The organism is Mesorhizobium sp. M0663, assembly GCF_040320585.1.
Lineage (GTDB): Bacteria > Pseudomonadota > Alphaproteobacteria > Rhizobiales > Rhizobiaceae > Mesorhizobium.
Genome location: NZ_JAMYPX010000017.1, coordinates 119,781 through 140,021 on the forward strand (window position 1 = coordinate 119,781; position 20,241 = coordinate 140,021).

22 protein-coding genes and 1 pseudogene are annotated in these 20,241 nt (G+C 63.3%); 20 read left to right on the forward strand and 3 right to left on the reverse strand.

Annotation, left to right across the window (positions count from 1 at the left end):
• The first annotated feature begins 1 nt into the window (after position 1).
• Together NKI54_RS24720 and cybH are read left to right on the forward strand one after the other, a co-directional pair.
• The gene (locus NKI54_RS24720) at positions 2-577 is read left to right on the forward strand and encodes a HupE/UreJ family protein (protein ID WP_352643825.1); all 576 of its coding nucleotides are present in this window, start codon (positions 2-4) and stop codon (positions 575-577) included.
• 9 nt (positions 578-586) lie between these two features.
• Entirely contained in the window at positions 587-1,297 is a 711-nt protein-coding gene (gene cybH / locus NKI54_RS24725; protein WP_023800991.1) for a Ni/Fe-hydrogenase, b-type cytochrome subunit, read from the forward strand.
• 137 nt (positions 1,298-1,434) lie between these two features.
• On the opposite strand, the gene NKI54_RS24730 is transcribed toward cybH, so the two are convergent.
• Positions 1,435-2,712 (reverse strand): IS4 family transposase, encoded by a 1,278-nt coding sequence (locus NKI54_RS24730; protein WP_352692595.1) that lies wholly within the window; start codon positions 2,710-2,712, stop codon positions 1,435-1,437.
• Positions 2,713-2,991: 279 nt separating this feature from the next.
• Here NKI54_RS24730 and NKI54_RS24735 point away from each other — a divergent pair, with 279 nt between their 5' ends.
• The 18 genes and pseudogenes from NKI54_RS24735 to NKI54_RS24825 all read left to right on the forward strand — a co-directional run bounded on the left by NKI54_RS24735 (position 2,992) and on the right by NKI54_RS24825 (position 19,018).
• Positions 2,992-3,222, forward strand: a complete 231-nt coding sequence (locus NKI54_RS24735) for a hypothetical protein (protein ID WP_352692596.1) — start codon at positions 2,992-2,994, stop codon at positions 3,220-3,222.
• Positions 3,219-3,908 (forward strand): HyaD/HybD family hydrogenase maturation endopeptidase, encoded by a 690-nt coding sequence (locus NKI54_RS24740; RefSeq protein ID WP_023800992.1) that lies wholly within the window; start codon positions 3,219-3,221, stop codon positions 3,906-3,908. Before NKI54_RS24735 ends, NKI54_RS24740 begins: the two co-directional genes overlap by 4 nt.
• A complete protein-coding gene (locus NKI54_RS24745) occupies positions 3,908-4,240 on the forward strand; it encodes a HypC/HybG/HupF family hydrogenase formation chaperone (RefSeq protein ID WP_023679110.1) in 333 nt (110 codons plus the stop codon). The genes NKI54_RS24740 and NKI54_RS24745 overlap by 1 nt, the downstream gene beginning before the upstream one ends.
• A 4-nt stretch (positions 4,241-4,244) precedes the next feature.
• A complete protein-coding gene (locus NKI54_RS24750) occupies positions 4,245-4,688 on the forward strand; it encodes a thioredoxin domain-containing protein (RefSeq protein ID WP_352692597.1) in 444 nt (147 codons plus the stop codon).
• Between the two features lie 25 nt (positions 4,689-4,713).
• Entirely contained in the window at positions 4,714-5,559 is an 846-nt protein-coding gene (locus NKI54_RS24755; RefSeq protein ID WP_352692598.1) for a hydrogenase expression/formation protein, read from the forward strand.
• Positions 5,556-5,777 carry a rubredoxin gene (locus tag NKI54_RS24760; protein ID WP_023679107.1) on the forward strand — a complete coding sequence of 74 codons (222 nt, stop codon included), beginning with the start codon at positions 5,556-5,558 and terminating at the stop codon, positions 5,775-5,777. The genes NKI54_RS24755 and NKI54_RS24760 overlap by 4 nt, the downstream gene beginning before the upstream one ends.
• A 1-nt stretch (position 5,778) precedes the next feature.
• The gene (gene hybE, locus NKI54_RS24765; protein ID WP_352643847.1) at positions 5,779-6,357 is read left to right on the forward strand and encodes a [NiFe]-hydrogenase assembly chaperone HybE; all 579 of its coding nucleotides are present in this window, start codon (positions 5,779-5,781) and stop codon (positions 6,355-6,357) included.
• 50 nt (positions 6,358-6,407) lie between these two features.
• On the forward strand, positions 6,408-7,487 hold the full coding sequence (locus tag NKI54_RS24770; protein WP_352692599.1) for a hypothetical protein: 1,080 nt from the start codon (positions 6,408-6,410) through the stop codon (positions 7,485-7,487).
• Positions 7,487-7,828 (forward strand): hydrogenase maturation nickel metallochaperone HypA, encoded by a 342-nt coding sequence (gene hypA, locus NKI54_RS24775; protein ID WP_352579649.1) that lies wholly within the window; start codon positions 7,487-7,489, stop codon positions 7,826-7,828. The genes NKI54_RS24770 and hypA overlap by 1 nt, the downstream gene beginning before the upstream one ends.
• Positions 7,828-8,706: a hydrogenase nickel incorporation protein HypB gene (gene hypB, locus NKI54_RS24780; RefSeq protein ID WP_352643849.1), complete on the forward strand. Its 879-nt coding sequence runs from the start codon at positions 7,828-7,830 to the stop codon at positions 8,704-8,706. Before hypA ends, hypB begins: the two co-directional genes overlap by 1 nt.
• The gene (locus NKI54_RS24785; RefSeq protein WP_352643850.1) at positions 8,706-8,951 is read left to right on the forward strand and encodes a HypC/HybG/HupF family hydrogenase formation chaperone; all 246 of its coding nucleotides are present in this window, start codon (positions 8,706-8,708) and stop codon (positions 8,949-8,951) included. Before hypB ends, NKI54_RS24785 begins: the two co-directional genes overlap by 1 nt.
• A complete protein-coding gene (gene hypD, locus NKI54_RS24790; protein WP_352643851.1) occupies positions 8,948-10,093 on the forward strand; it encodes a hydrogenase formation protein HypD in 1,146 nt (381 codons plus the stop codon). The genes NKI54_RS24785 and hypD overlap by 4 nt, the downstream gene beginning before the upstream one ends.
• Entirely contained in the window at positions 10,093-11,142 is a 1,050-nt protein-coding gene (gene hypE, locus NKI54_RS24795; protein WP_352692600.1) for a hydrogenase expression/formation protein HypE, read from the forward strand. Before hypD ends, hypE begins: the two co-directional genes overlap by 1 nt.
• Positions 11,143-11,144: 2 nt before the next feature.
• Positions 11,145-12,908 carry an enoyl-CoA hydratase-related protein gene (locus NKI54_RS24800; protein WP_352642970.1) on the forward strand — a complete coding sequence of 588 codons (1,764 nt, stop codon included), beginning with the start codon at positions 11,145-11,147 and terminating at the stop codon, positions 12,906-12,908.
• A complete protein-coding gene (locus NKI54_RS36520; protein ID WP_502898245.1) occupies positions 12,905-13,483 on the forward strand; it encodes a response regulator in 579 nt (192 codons plus the stop codon). Before NKI54_RS24800 ends, NKI54_RS36520 begins: the two co-directional genes overlap by 4 nt.
• Complete coding sequence (gene hypF, locus NKI54_RS24815; protein WP_352611125.1) at positions 13,483-15,819, forward strand: carbamoyltransferase HypF; 2,337 nt, start codon at positions 13,483-13,485, stop codon at positions 15,817-15,819. The genes NKI54_RS36520 and hypF overlap by 1 nt, the downstream gene beginning before the upstream one ends.
• Positions 15,820-16,087: 268 nt before the next feature.
• Positions 16,088-17,769, forward strand: a pseudogene (locus tag NKI54_RS24820) (ISL3 family transposase).
• Between the two features lie 283 nt (positions 17,770-18,052).
• Positions 18,053-19,018 carry a glycosyltransferase family 10 domain-containing protein gene (locus NKI54_RS24825; RefSeq protein ID WP_198023618.1) on the forward strand — a complete coding sequence of 322 codons (966 nt, stop codon included), beginning with the start codon at positions 18,053-18,055 and terminating at the stop codon, positions 19,016-19,018.
• Between the two features lie 137 nt (positions 19,019-19,155).
• Here the strand turns inward: NKI54_RS24825 and NKI54_RS24830 are convergent, their stop codons facing one another.
• Positions 19,156-19,509 (reverse strand): hypothetical protein, encoded by a 354-nt coding sequence (locus NKI54_RS24830; protein ID WP_023679095.1) that lies wholly within the window; start codon positions 19,507-19,509, stop codon positions 19,156-19,158.
• A gap of 198 nt (positions 19,510-19,707) precedes the next feature.
• Positions 19,708-20,073 carry an ATP-binding protein gene (locus NKI54_RS24835; RefSeq protein ID WP_352579643.1) on the reverse strand — a complete coding sequence of 122 codons (366 nt, stop codon included), beginning with the start codon at positions 20,071-20,073 and terminating at the stop codon, positions 19,708-19,710.
• Between the last annotated feature and the right edge of the window lie 168 nt (positions 20,074-20,241).

A 20,241-nucleotide genomic window follows, 5' to 3' on the forward strand; every position in this document is an offset into this window, starting at 1 on the left:
AATGAGACACGCTATCCTGAAACCTGGTGCCGCAGCTTCGCTCGCGGTCCTTGCCAGCCCGGCGCTCGCCCATGTCGGCGCAGGGCATGCCGACGGGTTCGCCGCCGGCATCGCCCATCCGCTGATGGGACTCGACCACCTTCTCGCCATGGCGGCGGTCGGGGTCTGGTCGGCGGTGGCCATGCCGTCGCGGGTCCTGGTGCCGCCAGCAACCTTCGTGGCGATGATGATGACGGGTGCGGCGTTGGCCTTTGCCGGCATCGGCCTGCCAGCGGTCGAAGGCATGATCGCGCTATCCGTGCTTGCTCTCGGCATCATGATCGTCGCCGGTGCCGGCCTTCCCGGCATGCTCGGCATCGGCCTTGCCGGGTTCTTCGCCCTCTTCCATGGCCATGCCCATGCGAGCGAGACGACCGGCGCGGCACTTGCCTATATTGCCGGCTTCACGCTCTCGACCGCGGCGCTGCATCTGGCCGGCACCGGCATCGGCCTCAGGCTCGCGTCGTCGCCCTGGGCGCGCGCCGGGCTCGGCATGGTCGTTGCCGGCTCGGGCGCTACGCTTGTGTTCGGCGGCTAGGGGGCGGCCATGAGCGCGAGCCAAACTCCGCATAGCGAAGAAGCGGTCTATGTCTACGAGGCGCCGCTGCGCCTCTGGCACTGGGTCAATGCCTTCGCCATCCTCATGCTTGCCGGCACCGGCTACCTGATCGGCTCGCCGCCGCCGGCGGTTGGCGGCGAGGCGAGTTCCAGTTTCCTCTTCGGCTGGATACGCTACCTGCATTTCGTTGCGGGCTATGTCCTGATCGTCGGCTTCGCATTCCGCATCTACTGGGTCTTCGCCGGCAACGAGCATTCCCGGCAGATATTCCTCCCGCCTGTCTGGAAAGGACGTTTCTGGAAGGAGCTCTGGCACGAGGTGCTCTGGTACGCCATGCTGGTGAGCGAGCCGATGAAGTATTCCGGGCACAACCCGCTCGCGACGCTCGCCATGCACTTCCTGTTCGTCTGGTTCACCATCTTCATGATCGTGACTGGACTGGCGCTCTACGGCGAGGGGGCCGGCATGGGGTCCTGGCAGTACGACCTGTTCTCGAGCTGGGTCATCCCACTTCTCGGTCAGAGTCAGGACGTGCATACCTGGCACCATCTCGGCATGTGGGTGATCATCTGCTTCGTGATCATCCATATCTATGCCGCGGTGCGCGAGGACATCATGTCGAAGCAGTCGATCATCTCCTCGATGTTCTCCGGCTGGCGGACCTTTCGCGGCAACGGCGCGCCGCGTGATTCCCACTAGGACTTTCGCGCCCTCACCTGCCGGGGGGGGGGGGCCCCCCCCCCCGGCTCTTTTCTTCAAGACGGGTTGCCTTCAAGTCGATCCACACTTCGTCTCGGCTTGCCTCGACACCTCTCCTCCGTTCGACGCTAGGCGATTCACACATTTCGAAGCGCCCATCCATGGGCGATGGACAGGAAGTGCTGCAATCCGTGTCGGAAGGTGATGGGTCCTGGGGCTTTGGACTTTGGATAGCCGTCCCAGCCGCCGAGTTTGGCGATAATCCAGGCGGCCCAAGCGAGGGATTGGGGGGCGTGGGGATTCTTCTGCAGGGCGGTTTTTCCCTCTAGTGTGGGCAGCAGGGCTTGAAGCGTGTCGATTTCGGCGTGGGTGAAGGCGATGGCGGCGTGTTGTGCGGATCGGCCGTCGCGGGCCTGGACGAGTTGCATGACGACACAGGCGGCTCGCGCGGCGATGGCGGTCAGTTTGACGAGCCGTTCGGCGGTCTCCAGTTGGCTGTCTTCCAGCTGAAGCCCCTGCTGTTTGAGGGTGCGGAAGAACTGCTCGATGGTCCAGCGCATGCGATACCAATCGACCATCCGCCAGGCCATGGCCGCGTCCTCGACGAGATGGGTGGTAAGCAGTCGCCACAGGATCGGCTCGGCGCCCTGCGGCGGGTCGATCTCGGCTACCTGCACCAAGCTCACGCTCACCGTCTTGGGCAGGCCCTCTTCAATCGTGTTGTCGGGGCGCACGACCTCGACCTGGGCAAAGCTCGCCACCAGCCGGGCCGTGCGCGCCGCCCGACCAGGCCGCGCGCGCAGCTCGACCATGGCCTCTCCGGCGGCCTGCAGCGGTGCGGTCGACAGCTTGCCGCCGCCCTGGATCCGGCGGTCGTGCATGGCGCGGGTCAGAATGTGGAAGCCGGGTTCGGGTACAAGCGCCCACTTGCTGTAGATGTCGCTCTCGCGGTCGCTCACCTCGGTCACCAGTGCAGCCGACTTCAACACCGGCTTGGCCGCCGCGGCCGTGCTCAACCAGCGCTCGGACTCCTTGTCGCACAGAGGCCGCTTGGCATGAGCAACCTCCACACGCCCCTCGCGCGTCCACACCCGGCCCGCCACCAGCCCCAGAACGCCGCCCGTCTCGGCATCGATGCCCAGCATCGCGTGCAGCAACACGCCACGGCCGCCGCCCTTGCCAATCTCGCCAAGGCCACGCCGATACTCCGGCGTCGTCGCGAAATTGATCTCACTGGTGTCCTGGATCGCCAGCACATGACGACCGGCGCTAGCCTCAGCCGTCGCAGCGCCCCAACCTTCAATCAGCCTGTCCGTCGTCACCCGAGCGTTCGCCAGGAACCGACAAAAGCCCACGATCCCGCTACGGGCTCCTCCAGCCAAGCGGCGCAGGCACACGCTCTCGCGCGACACCATCCGCTCCAGAAGCTGGACCCCCTTTTTTCGAGCCGTTCGTCACCGAACGACCCCAACAATCCCATAGATGACACCGCGACGCCTCCCTCAGTACGTCGCCTACAGAATCACACACCAACCCGACGCCGCAACTCACAGATGAGTCATCGACGCAACGAAAAGATGTGTGCATCCCCTAGCCGTTCGACGGGGAGAGGAAGTGCCAACCGCAACGCCCGGCGCCCTTCCTCTATCCCTTTCAGGGCAAAGGTGCGGAGCGAGGCGGAGTGGGGTGGGCGAGTGAACGCAAACTTTCCATCGGCCTGGAATTTCGGTTCTCAGTCCGGCCGTTGCCGTATCCGTCAATCGAAGGATACTTTCCGTTTGTGCGGTAAAATCGTCATCGCGCTTTCCATACGCGTCGTTCGCTATCCAGAGATCAACCTATTTCGCAACCATTTGCCGGCCCCCGGCCAATTGGCCCGCCTCTTGCTGCTGGAAGAAAAAGGTCGAAAGGAGGCTTCCCAATGAAGGACGCGCCACGGGTGCTCGTGCTCGGCATCGGAAATCTGCTATGGGCCGACGAGGGCTTCGGCATCCGCGTGGTGGAGGAGTTCCACCGGCTCTGCGAAACGGCGGACAACGTCCGGGCCATGGATGGCGGCACGCAGGGCATCTACCTCCTCCAACATATCCGCGAGGCCGACATCCTCGTGGTGTTCGACACGGTCGACTACGGCCTGGCGCCTGGCACGCTGAAGCTCGTCGAAGGCAGCGAGGTGCCGGCCTTCCTCGGTGTGAAGAAGATTTCGCTCCACCAGACTGGCTTTCAGGAAGTTCTCGCCATGGCCGAGATGATGGGTGACTATCCCGCCCATCTCCTTCTCGTCGGCGTGCAACCGGTCGAGCTGGACGACTACGGCGGCAGTCTCCGGCCCGCGGTGAAGGCTCAGATCGAGCCTGCAATCGAGATCGCCATCGAGTGGCTCGCCTGGCTCGGCGCGACGATCGCCAAGCGCACCGAACCGCTGGCCGAAGAAGAGACGCTCGCCTCGCGCGAAATGCGCATCGGCATCTACGAGAGCGGTCGACCCCGACCGGAAGAGGCCTGTCGTCACGGCGACGCGCGGCTTCTCGCGAATGGTGCCTTCGCTGGTCCGGCGAATTTCGAGTGCGAGGTCGACGCGCTTTTGCAATCGTCTGGAAGGCAGGGCTGATGTGTGTCGGCGTTCCCTTCCAGGTGGTTGAATGCAGCGGCGGCATTGCCCTGTGCACCGGTCGCAGCGGCACGCGGCGCCTCGATATGACCCTGGTCGGCGACCAGCCAGCGGGTACGTGGATACTCGCCTTCCTCGACACCGCGCGCGAGACTGTCACTGCCGAGACGGCGCGCCTGATCGCCGACGCGATCGAAGCGACGGAGCGTGCGCTCGCCGGCGACACCGACCTCGACCACCTCTTCGCCGACCTGGTCGGCCGCGAGCCGCAACTGCCGGAGCATCTGCGGCCGGGGCAAGCCCTTTCACCGCAAGGCACGGAGGACGCCTGAGTCCATGTTTTCACCCGTTCTCACCATGATGATGGAGCGCCACCGCATCCCGGTGGTTGACGAGGCGAACATCGACGCATTCGCCGAGGCCCACGACCTCACCGCGCTGTTTTTTCCCGGTGACTGGTTGCGGCTCGCCGAGAGCAACGATGTGGCGGTGATCCTGCCGGAGCTGGTGCAGGCCTTCCAGGGCGTGTTCAAGCCCGCCGTGGTATCGCGCGAGAGCGAACGCGAGCTGCAAAGCCGCTATCGCTTCGACGCCTTCCCGGCGCTTGTCTTCCTGAGGAACGGCGAATATCTCGGCGCGATAAAGCGCGTGCTCGACTGGGAAGACTACCTCACTGAGATCGACGGCATACTGAGGCGCGGGCCGAGCGCGCCGCCGCCTTTCGAGCTTCCCGAAGCCTGCGCGACCCACGACGGTCACGACCACGATCATTTCCAGTGAGCGAAAGCGGCCGGGAGGGCGCATCATGGCAGCATCGCTATTCGGCGGCATCGGGCCGGGTTCACAGCCGAGCGAAGGGGACGGCAGCGACTTGCAGTATATGGAAATGCCGAAGGGCATGGCGACCTCTGCGTCACCCGTGTTGCCGGAGAAGGAAAATGTCGCCGGGCTCGAAGCTGCTTTGGCGGTGCTCTCCGCGCTGGCTGAAAGCCTCGGCCGGTCCTCGCCGGATTGCGAAAACGCGGTGCATGATCTTTCCGGCCTCGACCACGCCAATCTTGCGCTGATCGACCAGGCGCTGGGCGAGGGCGAGGTCTTGATCATCTGCGGCGACGACCTGAAGGCTCAGGAGTCGGTGCTCGCCGGTATCTGGCGCGTGCGCCAGACCGGAACGGATGGCAGGCTCGTGCGCGATTTCGTCGAGGTCGGCGCCTTTCCCTCGGCCGTGCTGGAGAGGGCCTTCGCCGGCTGCCGCAATACGCTCGCTGCGCCGGCGACCTATCCGACGGGCGTCTTCAACGCGCCGCCGCTGATTTCGGAGCTCAATGGCCGCATCCCGCTCGTCGGGCCCGACGTCGGGCCGCACGCCATAAACTTGTCGCTGCTGCCGCACACTGAAGAGGACTTGACCTTCCTCGACGGCCTGCTTGGCCACGGGCCGGTGGTCGTGCTGTCGCGTGGCTACGGCAATTGCCGCGTGACCACGACGGGGACGCGCGGCGTCTGGTGGGTGCGCTTCTTCAATTCGACCGACGATCTCATCCTCAACACGATCGAGGTCACGGCCTTGCCGGGGGTGGTCCGCGCCGCGCCCGAGGATATTGCGGACAGCCGCCAGCGGCTCCTCGAAATCCTGGAGGTCTACCGGTGAACGACTCCTTCTTTGCCGGTTCATATGGCGGCGACAATGCCAAGATCGGCCCGATGTCGCGGCTCGAATGCAGGATTTGCTGGCATGTCTACGACCCGGCTGAGGGCGACGACTACTGGCAGATCCCGCCCGGCACGCCCTTCGCCGAACTGCCGGCGAACTGGAGCTGCCCCACCTGCGACGGCTCCAAGCAGGGCTTCATGGTCGTGAGCGATTGACATGGATCATTCGCAAGCCGTCGCTGCCCATCTAGAGTTCGTGTTTCAGCGGATCGAACGGACGGCCATGGCAGGAATTCCGATCCTCAATCCGGCGCTTTGCGTCAGCGCGGTGGGCGTGCGGCAGTGGCAGGGCAAATGGCTCGCGGTTCTTGTCACGCCCTGGCTCATGAACCTCGTGCTTCTACCATTTGGCGACGGGCAAGCGCGCCCGCGCGTGGCTACGGGCACCAAGGAGCATGCATCATTCCCGGCGGGCCGGTTCGAGTTCTTCCGGGCCTATGAAGAGGAGCTCGGCTGCTACCGCATGTGCTCGCTGTTCTCGCCGATGTTCGAATTCGCCGACCAGGAGAGTGCGCAAGAGGCCGCGCGGCAGGTGCTTGCGGAACTGTTCAACCGTGAGGCGGAAGAAGACGAAGACGGCGAGATGATCCGTGTCTGGGAAGGCCGGCTACCTGAGGGAGAGGCAAGCGCGTTGGACGAGGTTGAGACAGCCGGAACACCCGCGAGCTCCCAGCCGGCGAAATTGACCCGCCGCTGGCTGTTCGGTTTGGGCGACAAGGAGGAGACCGCTGCATGAGGGTTGATGGCCGCGTCTCCATCGATCTCGTCTGCGATGGCGGTCGCGTTATGGAAGCCATCGTCACGCCGCCGCGCCCGGTTGCGCTTGGCCCGATCGTGCGAGCCCGACCGGTGACGGAGGTCATCTCGGCGATCGGTTCGCTGTTCAGTGTCTGTAGTATTGCGCAGTCGGCGGCGAGCGTTGAGGCAGCCGAGGCGGCCCTGGAGATCGGGACGGACCGGCGCACGAAGCAAGCGCGGCGGCTTCTTGTGCTTACCGAAACGCTGCGCGAGCACCTGCTGCGCATTGGCTTGGATACTGCCAGTCTCGCGGGCGAGCCTGCGGACGGTAAAACCCTGCGCCGGGCTATGCGCCTGCCGCAGCGCCTCAAGCAGGCGCTTTTTCCAGGCGGGAATGCGTTCGTTCCCGGCGTGTGCGTGGGGATTCCGGGCGCGGACGCTGCCGAAACGGCCGCCGAAGCGAGCCATCTAACGCAGTCCGTGGTCTACGAAGGCGAAAAGCCGCTTGGCGCGATGGATCGCGATGCCTTCGCGCAGTGGGCTATGGAGCGCAGCACGATTGCGGCCCGTCTCATCGCCCCGGTCTTGGCAAGGGGCTGGGCCATGATAGGCCACCCCGAAACGACAAACGGGGGAAACGAGCATTTGCCGAAGGAAACGTCGGCCGACACGAGCTGCCTCGCCAGGCAGGCTGGTGCGCCGCTCGTTCGCGCTTTCCTTTCCGAAGACGGTGGAGCCGGCCTGGCCGCGCGGCTGGCTGCCCGCGTGGTCGAGGCTTCGACGCTGCCGGCGCAGATCGCCGGAGGGCTCGCGGCCCTGCGGGATGTCGCGGAGGGGTCCGAAGTGCCTACGCGCGAAGTCTTTCGCGACGAGAACGGGGGCCGCTCTGCTACTGCCTTCGCCGAGGCAGCACGCGGCCGGCTGGAACATCGGATTGTTTTGAACGACGACCGAATCGCCGACTACGCCATCACGGCTCCGACCAGCATTCATTTCGCCGAGAGCGGCATTGCCGCGAGCTCGCTTTCGGCGCTCGCTGCATCCGGACGTGAAGATCTGGCGGTCCAGGCCGATCTCCTGGTCCGGGCCATCGACCCCTGCGTCGGCTACGATATCAGGCTCCGCTGATGCACGAGATGGCGATATGCGAGAGCGTCCGTGGCATCATCGAGGAAGAGGCCGCGAGACAGGATTTTCGGAAGGTGGGCCGCGTCTGCATGGAAATCGGGCGGCTATCCGCTGTCGAAATCGAGGCGCTGAAGTTCGGCTTCGATGTCGTCATGCGTGGCTCTCTGGCGCAAGACGCAAGGCTGGAAATCGTCGAGACGGAAGGCAGGGCCTGGTGCATGCCTTGCGGCCAGAGCGTGCCGATCGCGGCACGCTTTGATCCATGCCCGGACTGCGGAAGCCATCAGCTGCAGGTGACCGGCGGCCAAGAAATGAAGATCAGGGAATTGGAGGTGAGCTGATGTGCACTATTTGCGGATGCGGCGAGGGCGCCGTCCGGATCGAGGGCAAGGCGCATGGCCATCACCATCATGACGGCCACGATCATGATCACCACCACGATCATGATCACGGCCCCCATCATGACGATCATGTGCACGATTGTGGCTCGGGCCCCGATGGCACCCGTGCGCCGGGCATGAGCCAGGCGCGGATGGTCAAGCTGGAAAAGGATATCCATTCCAAGAACAACGAGTATGCCGATGCGAACAGGAAAATGTTGGCCGAGCGCGGCGTGCTTGCGCTCAACCTCGTCTCCAGCCCCGGCTCTGGCAAAACGACGCTGCTTTGCCGCACGATCGAGGCACTGAAGGGCAAGTTGCCGATCGCCGTGATCGAGGGCGACCAGCAGACTTCCAATGATGCCGACCGCATCCGCGCCACCGGCGCGCCCGCGATCCAGGTCAACACCGGCAAGGGCTGCCACCTCGACGCGCATATGGTCGGCCATGCCGCAGATCAACTCGACCTTGCCGAAGGAGGCCTGCTCCTCGTCGAAAACGTGGGAAACCTCGTCTGTCCGGCGGGCTTCGACCTAGGCGAGGCACACAAGGTGGTGGTGCTCTCAGTCACCGAGGGCGAGGACAAGCCATTGAAATATCACGACATGTTCGCCGCCGCCGATCTCATGATCCTCAACAAGACTGACCTGTTGCCGCATCTCGACTTCGACGTGGAGGCCTGCATCGCCAACGCCCGAAAGGTGAACCCGCGGATCAAGGTGCTGAGGGTTTCCGCGCGCACGGGCGAGGGGATGTCGGACTGGACGGCCTGGATCGGCGCGGTCCGCGCCATGGCGCTAGTCGGCCATCGGCGGGCGGCCGAGCTCGGAGCAGCCTGATGTGCCTGGCCATTCCCGCCCGCGTCGTTGAACTGCTCGATGACGACATGGCCGTGGTCGCGTTCGACAGGGTCACGAAGCGCATCTCATTGGCTTTGGTGGCAGACGTTTCGCTTGGCGATTTCGTGCTCGTCCATGTCGGTTATGCGCTCCACAAGGTGAGCCCCGAGGAGGCCGAGCGCACGCAGCAGCTGATGGCCGAAGCGGGCGTGCTGGAGGAGGGACTGGAGGAGATTTCGGCGTGAAATATGTCGACGAATATCGCGACCAGGAGCTTGCGAAGACCATCGCCGGCGCCATCGCGATCGAGGCTGATCCGCAAAAGAGCTACCACTTCATGGAGTTCTGCGGTGGGCACACGCATGCGATTTTTCGCCACGGCGTGCAGGACCTGATGCCGCAGAACGTGCATTTCGTGCACGGACCCGGATGCCCCGTTTGCGTGCTTCCCATCTCTCGCCTCGACGATGCGGTGGAGCTCGCCGAGCGGCACGGGGTCATCCTTTGCACCTATGGCGACATGATGCGCGTGCCGGGCACCAAGCAACGCAGCCTGATCCGCGCCAAGGCGGACGGAGCGGATGTCCGCATGGTCTATTCAACGCTCGATGCCCTAAAGATCGCGCGTGAAAACCCCGAGCGGCAAGTCGTCTTCTTCGCCATCGGTTTCGAAACCACGACGCCGCCGACGGCCGTCGCGATCAAGACGGCGCAAGCCGAGGGGTTCAAGAATTTCAGCGTGTTCTGCAACCATGTGCTCACGCCGGCCGCGATCTCTCACATTCTTGAATCGCCGGAAGTGCGGGAACTGGGCATCGTCAAGATTGACGGGTTTCTGGGACCTTCGCACGTCTCCTCCGTGATCGGCTCGCAGCCATATGAATTCTTTGCCGAGGAATTCCAGAAGCCGGTTGTCATCGCCGGCTTCGAACCGCTGGACGTCATGCAGTCCATCCTGATGCTGATCCGGCAGGTCAATGAAGACCGGCACGAGGTCGAGAACGAATATACCCGCGTCGTGACCGAGGAGGGCAACCTCAAGGCGCAGGCACTGGTGAGCGAGGTCTTCGAGCTGCGCAAGACCTTTGACTGGCGCGGCCTCGGCACCGTGCCCTACAGCGCCCTGCGCATCCGCGACGCTTATGCCGATTTCGACGCCGAGAAGCGTTTCGAGCTGTCGGTCAAGGCTTCGCGCCAGGTGAAGTCCTGCGAATGCCGGTCGATCCTGCGCGGGCTGAAGAAGCCGACCGACTGCAAGCTGTTCGGCACCGTGTGCACGCCGCAGAACCCGATTGGCTCATGCATGGTCTCCTCCGAGGGTGCCTGCGCGGCCTACTGGACCTATGGCCGTTTCCGCGAGCCGAAGCTGTTGGAGGCGGCGGAATAATGAGCGCGAACGATCCCAGGCTAGCCGTCACCACCTCGTCGGTCCGCGGCGCGGTGGACATGACGCATGGCGCGGGCGGCCGCGCGATGGCCGAGCTGATTCGGGATATTTTTCAAAGACATCTGGCCAACGAGTTCCTGGCCCAGGCTAACGACGCGGCCCTGCTCGGCACCGTCTGCGGACGCCTGGTGATGGCAACGGACGCGCATGTCATCTCGCCTCTGTTCTTTCCGGGCGGGGATATCGGAGCACTGGCGGTCCACGGCACGATCAACGACGTCGCCATGATGGGCGCGCGGCCGCTCTGGTTGTCCGCGTCCTTCATCCTGGAGGAAGGTTTTCCGTTGGCCGAACTGGAAAGAATAGTTGTTTCAATGGCTTTTGCCGCCCGGGAAGCAGGCGTACCCGTGGTTACGGGCGACACCAAGGTGGTGGAGAAGGGCAAAGGCGACGGCGTTTTCATCTCCGCGACCGCTGTTGGCGTGCTGGCGGACGGCACAGACATCTCCGGAAGCAATGCCCGGCCGGGCGATGCAATCCTTGTCTCCGGCACCATGGGCGACCACGGAGTCGCAATCCTGTCGAAGCGCGAACACCTTGATTTTGAAACGGAAATTATCTCCGACAGCCAAGCTCTGCACGATCTGGTGGCGGCGATGCTTGGCTCCGTTCCTGGTATCCGGGTGTTGCGTGACCCCACGCGCGGCGGACTGTCGGCGACGCTGAACGAAATCGCGCAGCAGTCCAAGGTCGGAATGGTAATCCGGGAAGCGGCGGTTCCGGTGAAGCCGGAGGTCGCGGCGGCGTGCGAACTGCTCGGCCTCGACCCGCTGAATGTTGCCAACGAGGGCAAGCTGATCGCCATCTGCGTGGCGCAAGACGCGAAGACTTTGCTCGCCGAGATACGCGCTCATCCCATGGGCCGGGATGCCGCAATCATTGGCGAAGTCGTCACAGACCAGCATGCGCTGGTGCGGATGAAAACGAGACTTGGCGGTATGCGCGTGGTCGACTGGATCGCCGGGGAACAGCTCCCGAGGATCTGCTGAAGATGCGCATTCTGCTTCTCGTCACCGCCTTCAACGCCTTGAGTCAGAGGATTTTCGTGGCGCTTGGCGAGCACGCACACGAGGTCTCGGTCGAGATGGACGTCAACGACGAGCGGACCATGGAGGCGGTAGATTTGTTTCGGCCGGACCTCGTTATTGCCCCCTTTCTGAAGCGGGCAATCCCGAAAGAAGTCTATGAAAATCGATGCTGTATGATCGTTCACCCAGGCATCGTCGGCGACCGCGGCCCCTCCGCGCTGGACTGGGCGATGGTGGACGGGGCGACGCAGTGGGGTGTCACGGTGCTGGAAGCGGCGGCCCAAATGGATGCGGGGCCGGTCTGGGCGAGCGCCACCTTCGCGATGCGAAAGGCGACGAAATCGAGCCTCTACAGCAACGAGGTGACCGACGCGGCGGTGACGGCGGTGCTCGAAGCGATCGCGCGGTTCGAGCAGGGCGAAAAGCCGATTGCCCTGGAAGAACAATCTGTAGCGCCGCTGGGCCGGTGGCGGGACGCGATCAAACAGGCGGACCGGCGGATCGATTGGGCTGCCGACACGACCGAAACGGTGCTGAAGAATATCGCAGCAGCCGACGGCGCGCCCGGCGTGCGGGACGAACTTTTCGGCGAAACGGTCTTCCTTTTCGACGCGCGAGACGCACGTGAACCAGGGGGTGACTTGCCTCTCGCGCGGGGTGAACGGGGCAAGATATCGCTCCCCGAGCCGGGAGTGGTCGCCGCCAGAAGCGGGCCGGCGATCGCCATCGTCACCGTCGACGGCGCGTTGTGGATCGGCCATGTCCGGCATCCCAATTCGCCACACCCGTTCAAGCTGCCGGCGACCATGGTCTTCGCGAAGGAAGTTGCAGACCTGCCGGAGATCCCGCTCAATTCACCGGGCGGTTATCAGGACATCATCTACGAAGAAGAAGCTGCGGTCGGCTATCTGCACTTCCCCTTCTATAACGGTGCAATGGGAAAGGACGCCTGTCGAAGACTTTTGGACGCTTATACAAAAGCGACGGAGCGTCCGACCAGGGCGATCGTGCTGTGCGGAGGGCCGCAGTTCTGGTCCAACGGGCTCGACCTCAACCGGATCGAGGCGGCCGACAGCGCGGCCGACGATTCCTGGGTCAACATCAATGCCATCGACGACCTCGCCGATGCGATCATCCGCACGACAAGCCACATCACCGTAGCAGCGCTTGCCGGAAATGCGGCAGCGGGCGGCGTGTTTCTCGCCCGCAGCACCGACCAGCTCTGGATGCGCTCGAGCGTCATCCTCAACCCGCATTACAAGGACATGGGCAATCTCTACGGCTCGGAGTTCTGGACCTATCTCCTGCCGAGCTGCTGCGGGACTGAGAATGCCCGCCGGATCGCGGCAGCGCGCCTGCCGATGGGCGCGAAGGAGGCGCTGAATCTGAATCTGGCCAACCGGGTGTTCGCGGGGGCAAGCGAGCTGTTCACGGCGCAAGTGAGGGCGTCGGCTGCCGCGCTGGCCGGGAGCGAAGAGTTTCCGGGGTTGCTCGCCGAAAAACAAGCCCGGCGCGCAGCCGACGAGGCGGCCAAGCCGCTTTGCGCCTATCGCGAGGAGGAGCTTTCGCGGATGCGCCGCAATTTCTATGGCTTCGACCCAAGCTACCACGTCGCGCGGCATAATTTCGTGCACAAGGTGCCGAAGTCGCGCACCCCAGTGACGATCGCCCGCCACCGCGACGTCGCCTGGCAGGCCGGCCGGGAGGGAAGGAAAAAGGCATCGTGAGCGACCTGCCGGGCATATTGATCGTCGACGACGAAATCCGCTCGCTGGAGGCGCAACGGCGCGTCCTGAGCGAGGATTTCGATGTCCACGTAGCCAGCGACACCAAGGCCGCCAGCTCGATCCTGGAGATGGAATGGATCCAGATCATCCTGTGTGACCAGCGCATAGCCGGCACCTGCCGCACCGAGTTCCTGAAGCAGGCGCGCACCCGCTGGCCGGACATCGTGCGCATGATCATCTCGGGCTACACCGACGCGCATGACACCATCGACGGCATCAACGAGGCCGGCATCTACCAGTACATCACCAAGCTCTGTCATCCGGAAAACCTCACGCTCACGCTGAAGAACGGGGTGCAGCTCTTTCTCCAGATCGCGGTTCGTCGCCGCCACCACGCGCAGATCGACCTGCTCTACGCATTGCAGAACTTTTCGCCACGCGACTGGGCCGGCAATCGTGGCCCGCTGGAGCTGGCGCTCGAAGCTGCGCCGGTGCGGCTCGGCGAGACCGAGCCGGTTGCAGTCCAGCACATCGTGCGGTCGTTGGACCCGTGCATAGTGTGCACGGTGCGCTGATGGGCCCGCCGCTCGCCGAGCCCGCAGTGGAGGGACGCCTGGTCCGGGTGACGGGGCTGGTGCAAGGCGTCGGCTTCCGGCCGACAGTGTGGCGCATCGCGACCGCTATGGGGCTATCGGGTCACGTCCGCAACGATGCTGCAGGCGTGGAGATCGCGCTGTGGTGCAGCGATGCCGAGTTCGAGACCTTCGCGGATAGGCTAAAGGCGCAATGCCCGCCGTTGGCGCGGATCGACGGGATCGAGACGGCGACGCTTGAGGGGCCGCGGCCGGCGGGCGGCTTCGCCATAGCGGCGAGCGCGGGCGGGCGGGTGAAGACCGGCATCGTGCCCGATGCCGCCTGCTGCCTGGAATGTCTTGCGGAAGTGCTCGACCCCAAGGACCGGCGCTATTTCTACCCGTTCGCCAATTGCACGCATTGCGGGCCGCGTCTGTCAATCGTCAAGGCTATCCCCTATGACCGCCGCTCGACCGCTATGGCACGATTTTCGACCTGCGAGGAATGCCGGGCCGAGTATGAAAATCCGGCCGACCGCCGCTATCACGCCCAGCCGATCGCCTGCCCGGCCTGCGGCCCGCGCGTCTGGTTGGAAGGTCCAGACCACGTCGTGGTCGGCGGCGGCCCGCAGGCGGTGATCCGCGAGGCGGCGGCGCTGATCGGGGAAGGGCGGATCGTCGCGATCAAGGGCATCGGCGGGTTCCACCTCGCCTGCGACGCGACGGACGAAGCGGCGGTGGCGCAGCTGCGCGCCCGCAAGAAGCGCGACGGTAAGCCGTTCGCGCTGATGGCGCGCGACTTGGAGCAGCTTGCCGAATTCGCGGAGCTGTCGGGCGAGGAGCGCGTGGCGCTTGCCGCCCGAGCGGCGCCGATCGTGCTGGTGAAGCGCCGTGACAGCTGCGGCGTTGCGGCGGGCGTGGCGCCGCAGCACGAGCGGCTCGGTTTCATGCTGCCCTACACGCCGTTGCATCATCTCTTGCTGCGGGCGCTGGACGGTCCGGTGGTGATGACCTCCGGCAATCGTTCGGGCGAGCCGCAATGCACGGACAATGACGAGGCGCGGCAGGAGCTTGCCGGGATCGCCGACTTCTGGCTGATGCACGACCGCGAGATTGTCAACCGGCTCGACGACAGCGTGGTGCGATTCGACGGGCACGGCATTTCGGTGTTGCGGCGCGCGCGCGGCTTCGCGCCGGAGCCGCTGGCGCTGCCGGCGGGCTTCGATGGCCCGGTCAGGGCGCTGGCTGCGGGCGGCGACCTAAAGGCCGCGTTCTGCCTGGCGGGCGACGGCAACGCGCTGCTGTCGCAGCATCTCGGCGACCTCGACGAGCTGAAGAACCAGAACGCGTGGAGGCAGGCGTTGGGGCTGTATCGAAGCCTGTTCGACACGAAGCCGGACCTCATTGTGGCCGACCGGAATCCGGGCTACCGTTCGACCCAGCTTGCCATGGAGCTTGCCCGTGAGACCGCCGCGAGGTTTGTGCAGGTCCAGCACCATCACGCGCATCTCGCCTCGTGCCTTGCCCAGCACGGCCGCGCAATCGACGCACCGCCGGTGCTGGGCATTATCCTCGACGGTCTCGGATACGGCGATGACGGCACGATCTGGGGCGGCGAGTTCCTGCTCGGCGGCTATCGAGGGTTCCGGAGGCTGGCATACTTCGAGCCGGTCGCCATGCCCGGCGGCGACAAGGCCAGCCTCGAGCCGTGGCGCAATGCCTATGCGCATCTGCGGGCGGCTTTCGGTCCGGATTTCCTGGCCAAGCTTCCTGCCGATCGGCCCTTCGTCCCCGCCTTGGCCGAAAAGCCGCTTCGGGTGCTGGACCGGATGATCGAGAGGGGCGTCAATGCTCCGCTTGCCTCCTCGGCGGGGCGGCTTTTCGATGCCTGCGCGGCAGTCCTCGGCATCTGTCTGGAGCGCCAGAGCTACGAGGGGCAAGCCGGCATGGAGATGGAGGCGCTCGCCAGCCCGTTCATGGATGCGGCCGAGGCTTGGCCAGCAACCTCGCGGAAGGGACCGGTTATCTCCTGGAAAGGTCTGTGGGAAGCGCTTCTTTGTGATCAGGCTTTGGGCGCCGAAACCGGGCTGATTGCTGCGCGCTTCCACAGGACGCTGATAGAGATCATCTCGCGGAAGGCCATCGGACTCACTAACGAAAACGGCGTCGGCACGGTCGCACTGTCCGGTGGCGCTTTCCAGAATCGGCTGCTGCTCAAAGGCGTACTTGCCGAGCTCACAGTCGCAGGATTGGAGGGGCTGGCGCACGTAAGCATTCCCGCAAACGACGGCGGTCTGGCGCTCGGCCAGGCAACGATCGGCCTAGCCCTTTCGCATTGAGACCAATCGTTGAAGAAAAAATATCAGCATCGTCCAAATAAGGCGCTGCGCATTGTGACGTGCGGCGGCCAGCTTTGCGCATTTCGTCCGGGCCGTGAGTGGCTGATCGCGTATGGCCGGGTAAAAGGACTAGCCAGGAATGATGCTCCGAGGGAATCGTCGAGGACGGGTACGCAGCCAAGGATCGTGTCGCTTGGCAGTTAATGGGGCTCTGCCTCACTTTGTGTGGTTCATTCGCCGTTGGCGAGGGATGCCGCTATGTGCGGGCATGCGAACGAAAACAAAATGGTCCCCCGGCCCAGGGGCTAAAATACGGGGTGTCGCGCTCACTGATGATGACAGTTGGCTTGTTTCCGCTGCCGGACCGGCGTTCGGCATTTTGCCCAGATTGCGGACGACGGACCCGAAGTCGGCATGGCTGGTCCAACCGCAGCCTTCAAAATCTGCCGGTCCAGGGCAAGACCGTGACGGTGAAGCCTCGGTTGAGCCGCTGGCGGTGCGCACATCAGAAATGTGAACGACAAACATTCACCGACCGTCTGCCGACGATTGCTTCCCCTTGGAGGGTCGCGGAGATTGTCGGTCTGCTCGGCCATAGCACCGGCGGCCGTCCCGGCGAGCGCTTGATGCGACGGCTCGGCATGCCGGTCTGCGACGACACTATCCTGTGGCAGCTGAAGCGAGATGCCGCGGTCGCTCACAGCAACTCCACCATTCGGGTCGTTGGCATCGATGACTGGAGCTGGCGGCGATCATGGCGCTACGGCACGATGATCGTGGACCTGGAGCGCCATTCGGTTGTCGACATCCTGGATGACAGAAGCGTGGCGAGTGCGTCGCAATGGCTAGAGCGGCACCCTTCCGTCGAGATCGTGAGCCGAGACCGATGCGGGCTCTATGCGCAAGCTGTTCGCGAGGGTGCACCGCAAGCGCGCCAGGTGGCTGATCGGTTCCATCTCATGTAGAATCTGCGGGTCGCAATCGAGGAGCAGATGAGCCTTTCGGGCCGCGCCACGGGGCCTGCATTGCTGCCCGATAAGGGTATCGGGAGCGCGCAAGTCGATCTGATGCAGGATGATCCGCACGTTGACGCAACGCATCGGCGCCGGGTGCGCCACGCTCATCGACAATCGCGGCAGACGGTGTTCGAAATGGTTCACGCCTTGCGCAAGGAAAGGGCTGTCCTGTTCCGAGATCGCCCGTCGTACCGGCTACGGCCGGCGCAGCATCGCCAAATGGCTGAATTTCGACACGCCACCCGACCGACGCAGGGCCGCGTCGAGCCGACGTCACCCTTATATTTCGAGGCGTTTCTTAGCCAGTCCTGGAGAGACGGCAATCGCTGCGGACGACACCTGTTCCACGATATCAAACAGCGCGGCTACACGGGCAGTTTCTCGAATCTGGAGCGGCTTCTCCCAAGCTGGCGCCGCGCCGAGAGGACGGGCGAGGACAGTGCGTCGCCTGCTTCGATCATACGCCATCAACCAGCCCGCGATGCTGTCCCCATCCAGGATCCGGCGACCGGCCATGTGATCTCGCCGGTAGTCGCCGCGGCCCTCTGCATGAAGGCCCGGGGTATGCTGACGATCAACCAGGCGAGAAAGGTCGACGTCCTGAAGCAAGGATCACATGAGTTTGCCACGATGCGCAGGCTTGCCATGCGCTTCCGCGGCATTTTGCGGGGCCTGTGAATTGGACAAGCTCGACACTTGGATCGAGGATGCCGTCAACTCCGGGCTCGTCGCCATCACGCGTTTCGCTCGGGTCCGACGCCGTGACGTTGACGCCGTTCGCAATGCCATTGAATTACGGTGGAGCAACGGCCAGGCGGAAGGGCAGATCAACCGCCTGAAGACGATCAAGCGTGCGATGTACGGCAGAGCGGGCTCCGAACTCCTTAGGGCACGCATGCTGCCACTCAACCGGCCTGATCACCACACAAAGTGAGGAAGAACCTGGTTAAGTGCAAAGCGACAATTGCCTCGACGGCGGGTCCCGGCAGGTTTATGCTGCCCAATGTTACCGCAATCCGGAATGGCGATTGAGTACCTTCACGAGTGAAGGGATTCCCGCGGTCTTAGAGATGAGTTGTCGAATGGCGCGAAGTCGCACAGAATCGTGTGTTTGATATCGATCAGGATCGCGAGCTATTTCAGGCGCAGAGAGGTGTTGCGCCCGATGCACAAGTTGCTCCCGGTCCAACGGAAGTGAATGGGGTGGAACTGCTTTGTTGGCCAAATTGTTGACGGAACGTCCGGCGCCCATTGTTGCTACATGTCTGGATTCTTGGGGCGTTTTGGATGATGCAATCCACCATCTCACTCCAAAGGGCAGTGGAATCTGGAACAATGTCGCTTTTGTACGCACGACATCCTTCGTGCCCGATTGGCATATCGTCTTTAACTCTGCTTCTCTTTTTGGGCTCCCTGTTGATATCGAGGCGAGCCCAAACAGGACAATTTTTGCAATCGGCGAACCGCCGACGAAAGCTCATCGCGCATTTCATGAAGGGCAGGGGAAAAATACTATCGTCCTGACGTCTGACGCAGAGCTGGCTGCTCGGCAGAATGCAGGGCGCCGATTCGTTTTGGCTCCACCTATCACTCGGTCTTGGTCTGTAAACAAGACATATGACCAACTTCTGGTCAGCGAAGTCGTGGACAAGCCGCTTCGGCTCTCATGGATTACCAGTAACATCGCCCTGCTTAAAGGGCATCGATATCGGCTGGCGTTTCTGGAACGGCTGAGAGAGGAGCTCGATTTTGACCTGTTCGGCCGAGGTTTTCGGCTGATTGGAGATAAATGGAACGCACTCGCACCTTACCGTTACAGTATAGCTTTCGAGAATACACGTGCTGATTACTATTTTACAGAGAAGCTTATGGACTGCTTCGTTGCTGAAACAATGCCGATCTATTACGGCAGCCCGGCAATCACGAGGTTCTTCCCTTCGGACTCAATGGTTCTGATTGACCCAGAGGACAAGAACGTAATCCAAAAAATTCAAGAAATCATCAACTCGGACCTCTGGAAGGAGCGTCGCGGCGCAATACGAGAGGCGAAGCGGTTGGTCCTCGAGAAATACAATACGTTTGCTTATCTCGCGGGCTTCATCGAAAGCGTTCAGGATAAACCCTTACCGCCAGAAATTATACACATCGATTCGCCTGAGGTCGATTTTGGAATAGACGAATGAAGTACTCCAACGCTCGCTTCGCGTGCCCGGCGGTTGGTGGTCTGGCGAGATCGGTACGGAAAGCTCGGCGGAGAATGCCTACTGCGCAGAACGGCCGGTACGGGCGCACGAGGTCATGCGCCCCCGGCTGCCGCTGATTAGACGAACTGGGGAAGGCCAGGAACTGAATTGAGGACCTCGTCCACGAGTTCGTCGCCGACACGTTCCTTGGTGAAGGCGATCGTCTCGTTGGCGAGGCCGGCGATCTTTGCCATGCTGAGACCCTCACTCATCAATTGCTGGCCGAGCCCCATAAGGCCGCCACCCTCTGGGTCGTCGCCATGATACTTCGCTACTAATTCCGAAGCTCCCGGAATGGCCTCGATCATGCGGGCAACGGGACCGTCGGCCGCGTGGCTTTGCAGGAAACCCAGCATTAACCCAACGGCCTTCTCTGCGAGAGCCGGGCCGATGCCGGCACCAGTGGCGATGCGCGGTAAGAATTCTTCCATGCAGGGTCTCTCTCTCTTTACACGGGGCCGGTCCGGCGCCCAGCGCCCTTGGCCGAACCACAATTGAACTCCACAAAAATAGGCCGAGCGGAAGTGCTATTGCGCGTAAAACCGCCTCTGTCAACGCAAGCTGCGTCGGACGTGCGTATTTCGCAAAAACGAGACAGTCGTTCCGCTAAATCGGGGACAGCAGTTTCACTAATTCGCGGACAGCAGGATGGGGTCGGCGCTCGGTTGCCTGGTTGAAGTCATTTGCGATTGATTTCGCCGTTTTCGGCGCCGGTCAAGGGCGGCGGTGTTTTTTGCTTTCTCATGCTCGCCGATCATGGCGTGCCACTGGGCGATCGGCAGTTGGGCGGTGATCAGCGTTGATTTCCGGCGATAGCGTTCCTCGAAGATTTCCAGCAGATCGAGACGCTGCTGGTCGGTCAGGCTGTGGGTGCCCCAGTCGTCAAGGATGAGCAGTTGCACCCGAGCCAGCTTGTCGATGAGACGGGGAAAGCGGCCGTCGCGACGCGCCAGGGCGAGATCTTCGAACAGACGCGGCATGCGCAGGTAGAGCACGGAATGATTCGAGCCGGGCGGCCTGACGTCCGAAGGCGCAGGCCAGCCAAGTCTTTCCGGTGCCGGTCGGACTGGGCTCATAATGCCCGTTATCAGGATGGCGAGGCAAAGAAGATTGTCCGTTACGCCTTTCATCCACGTTCGGGCGGGGAGATTTTCGTCACAGGC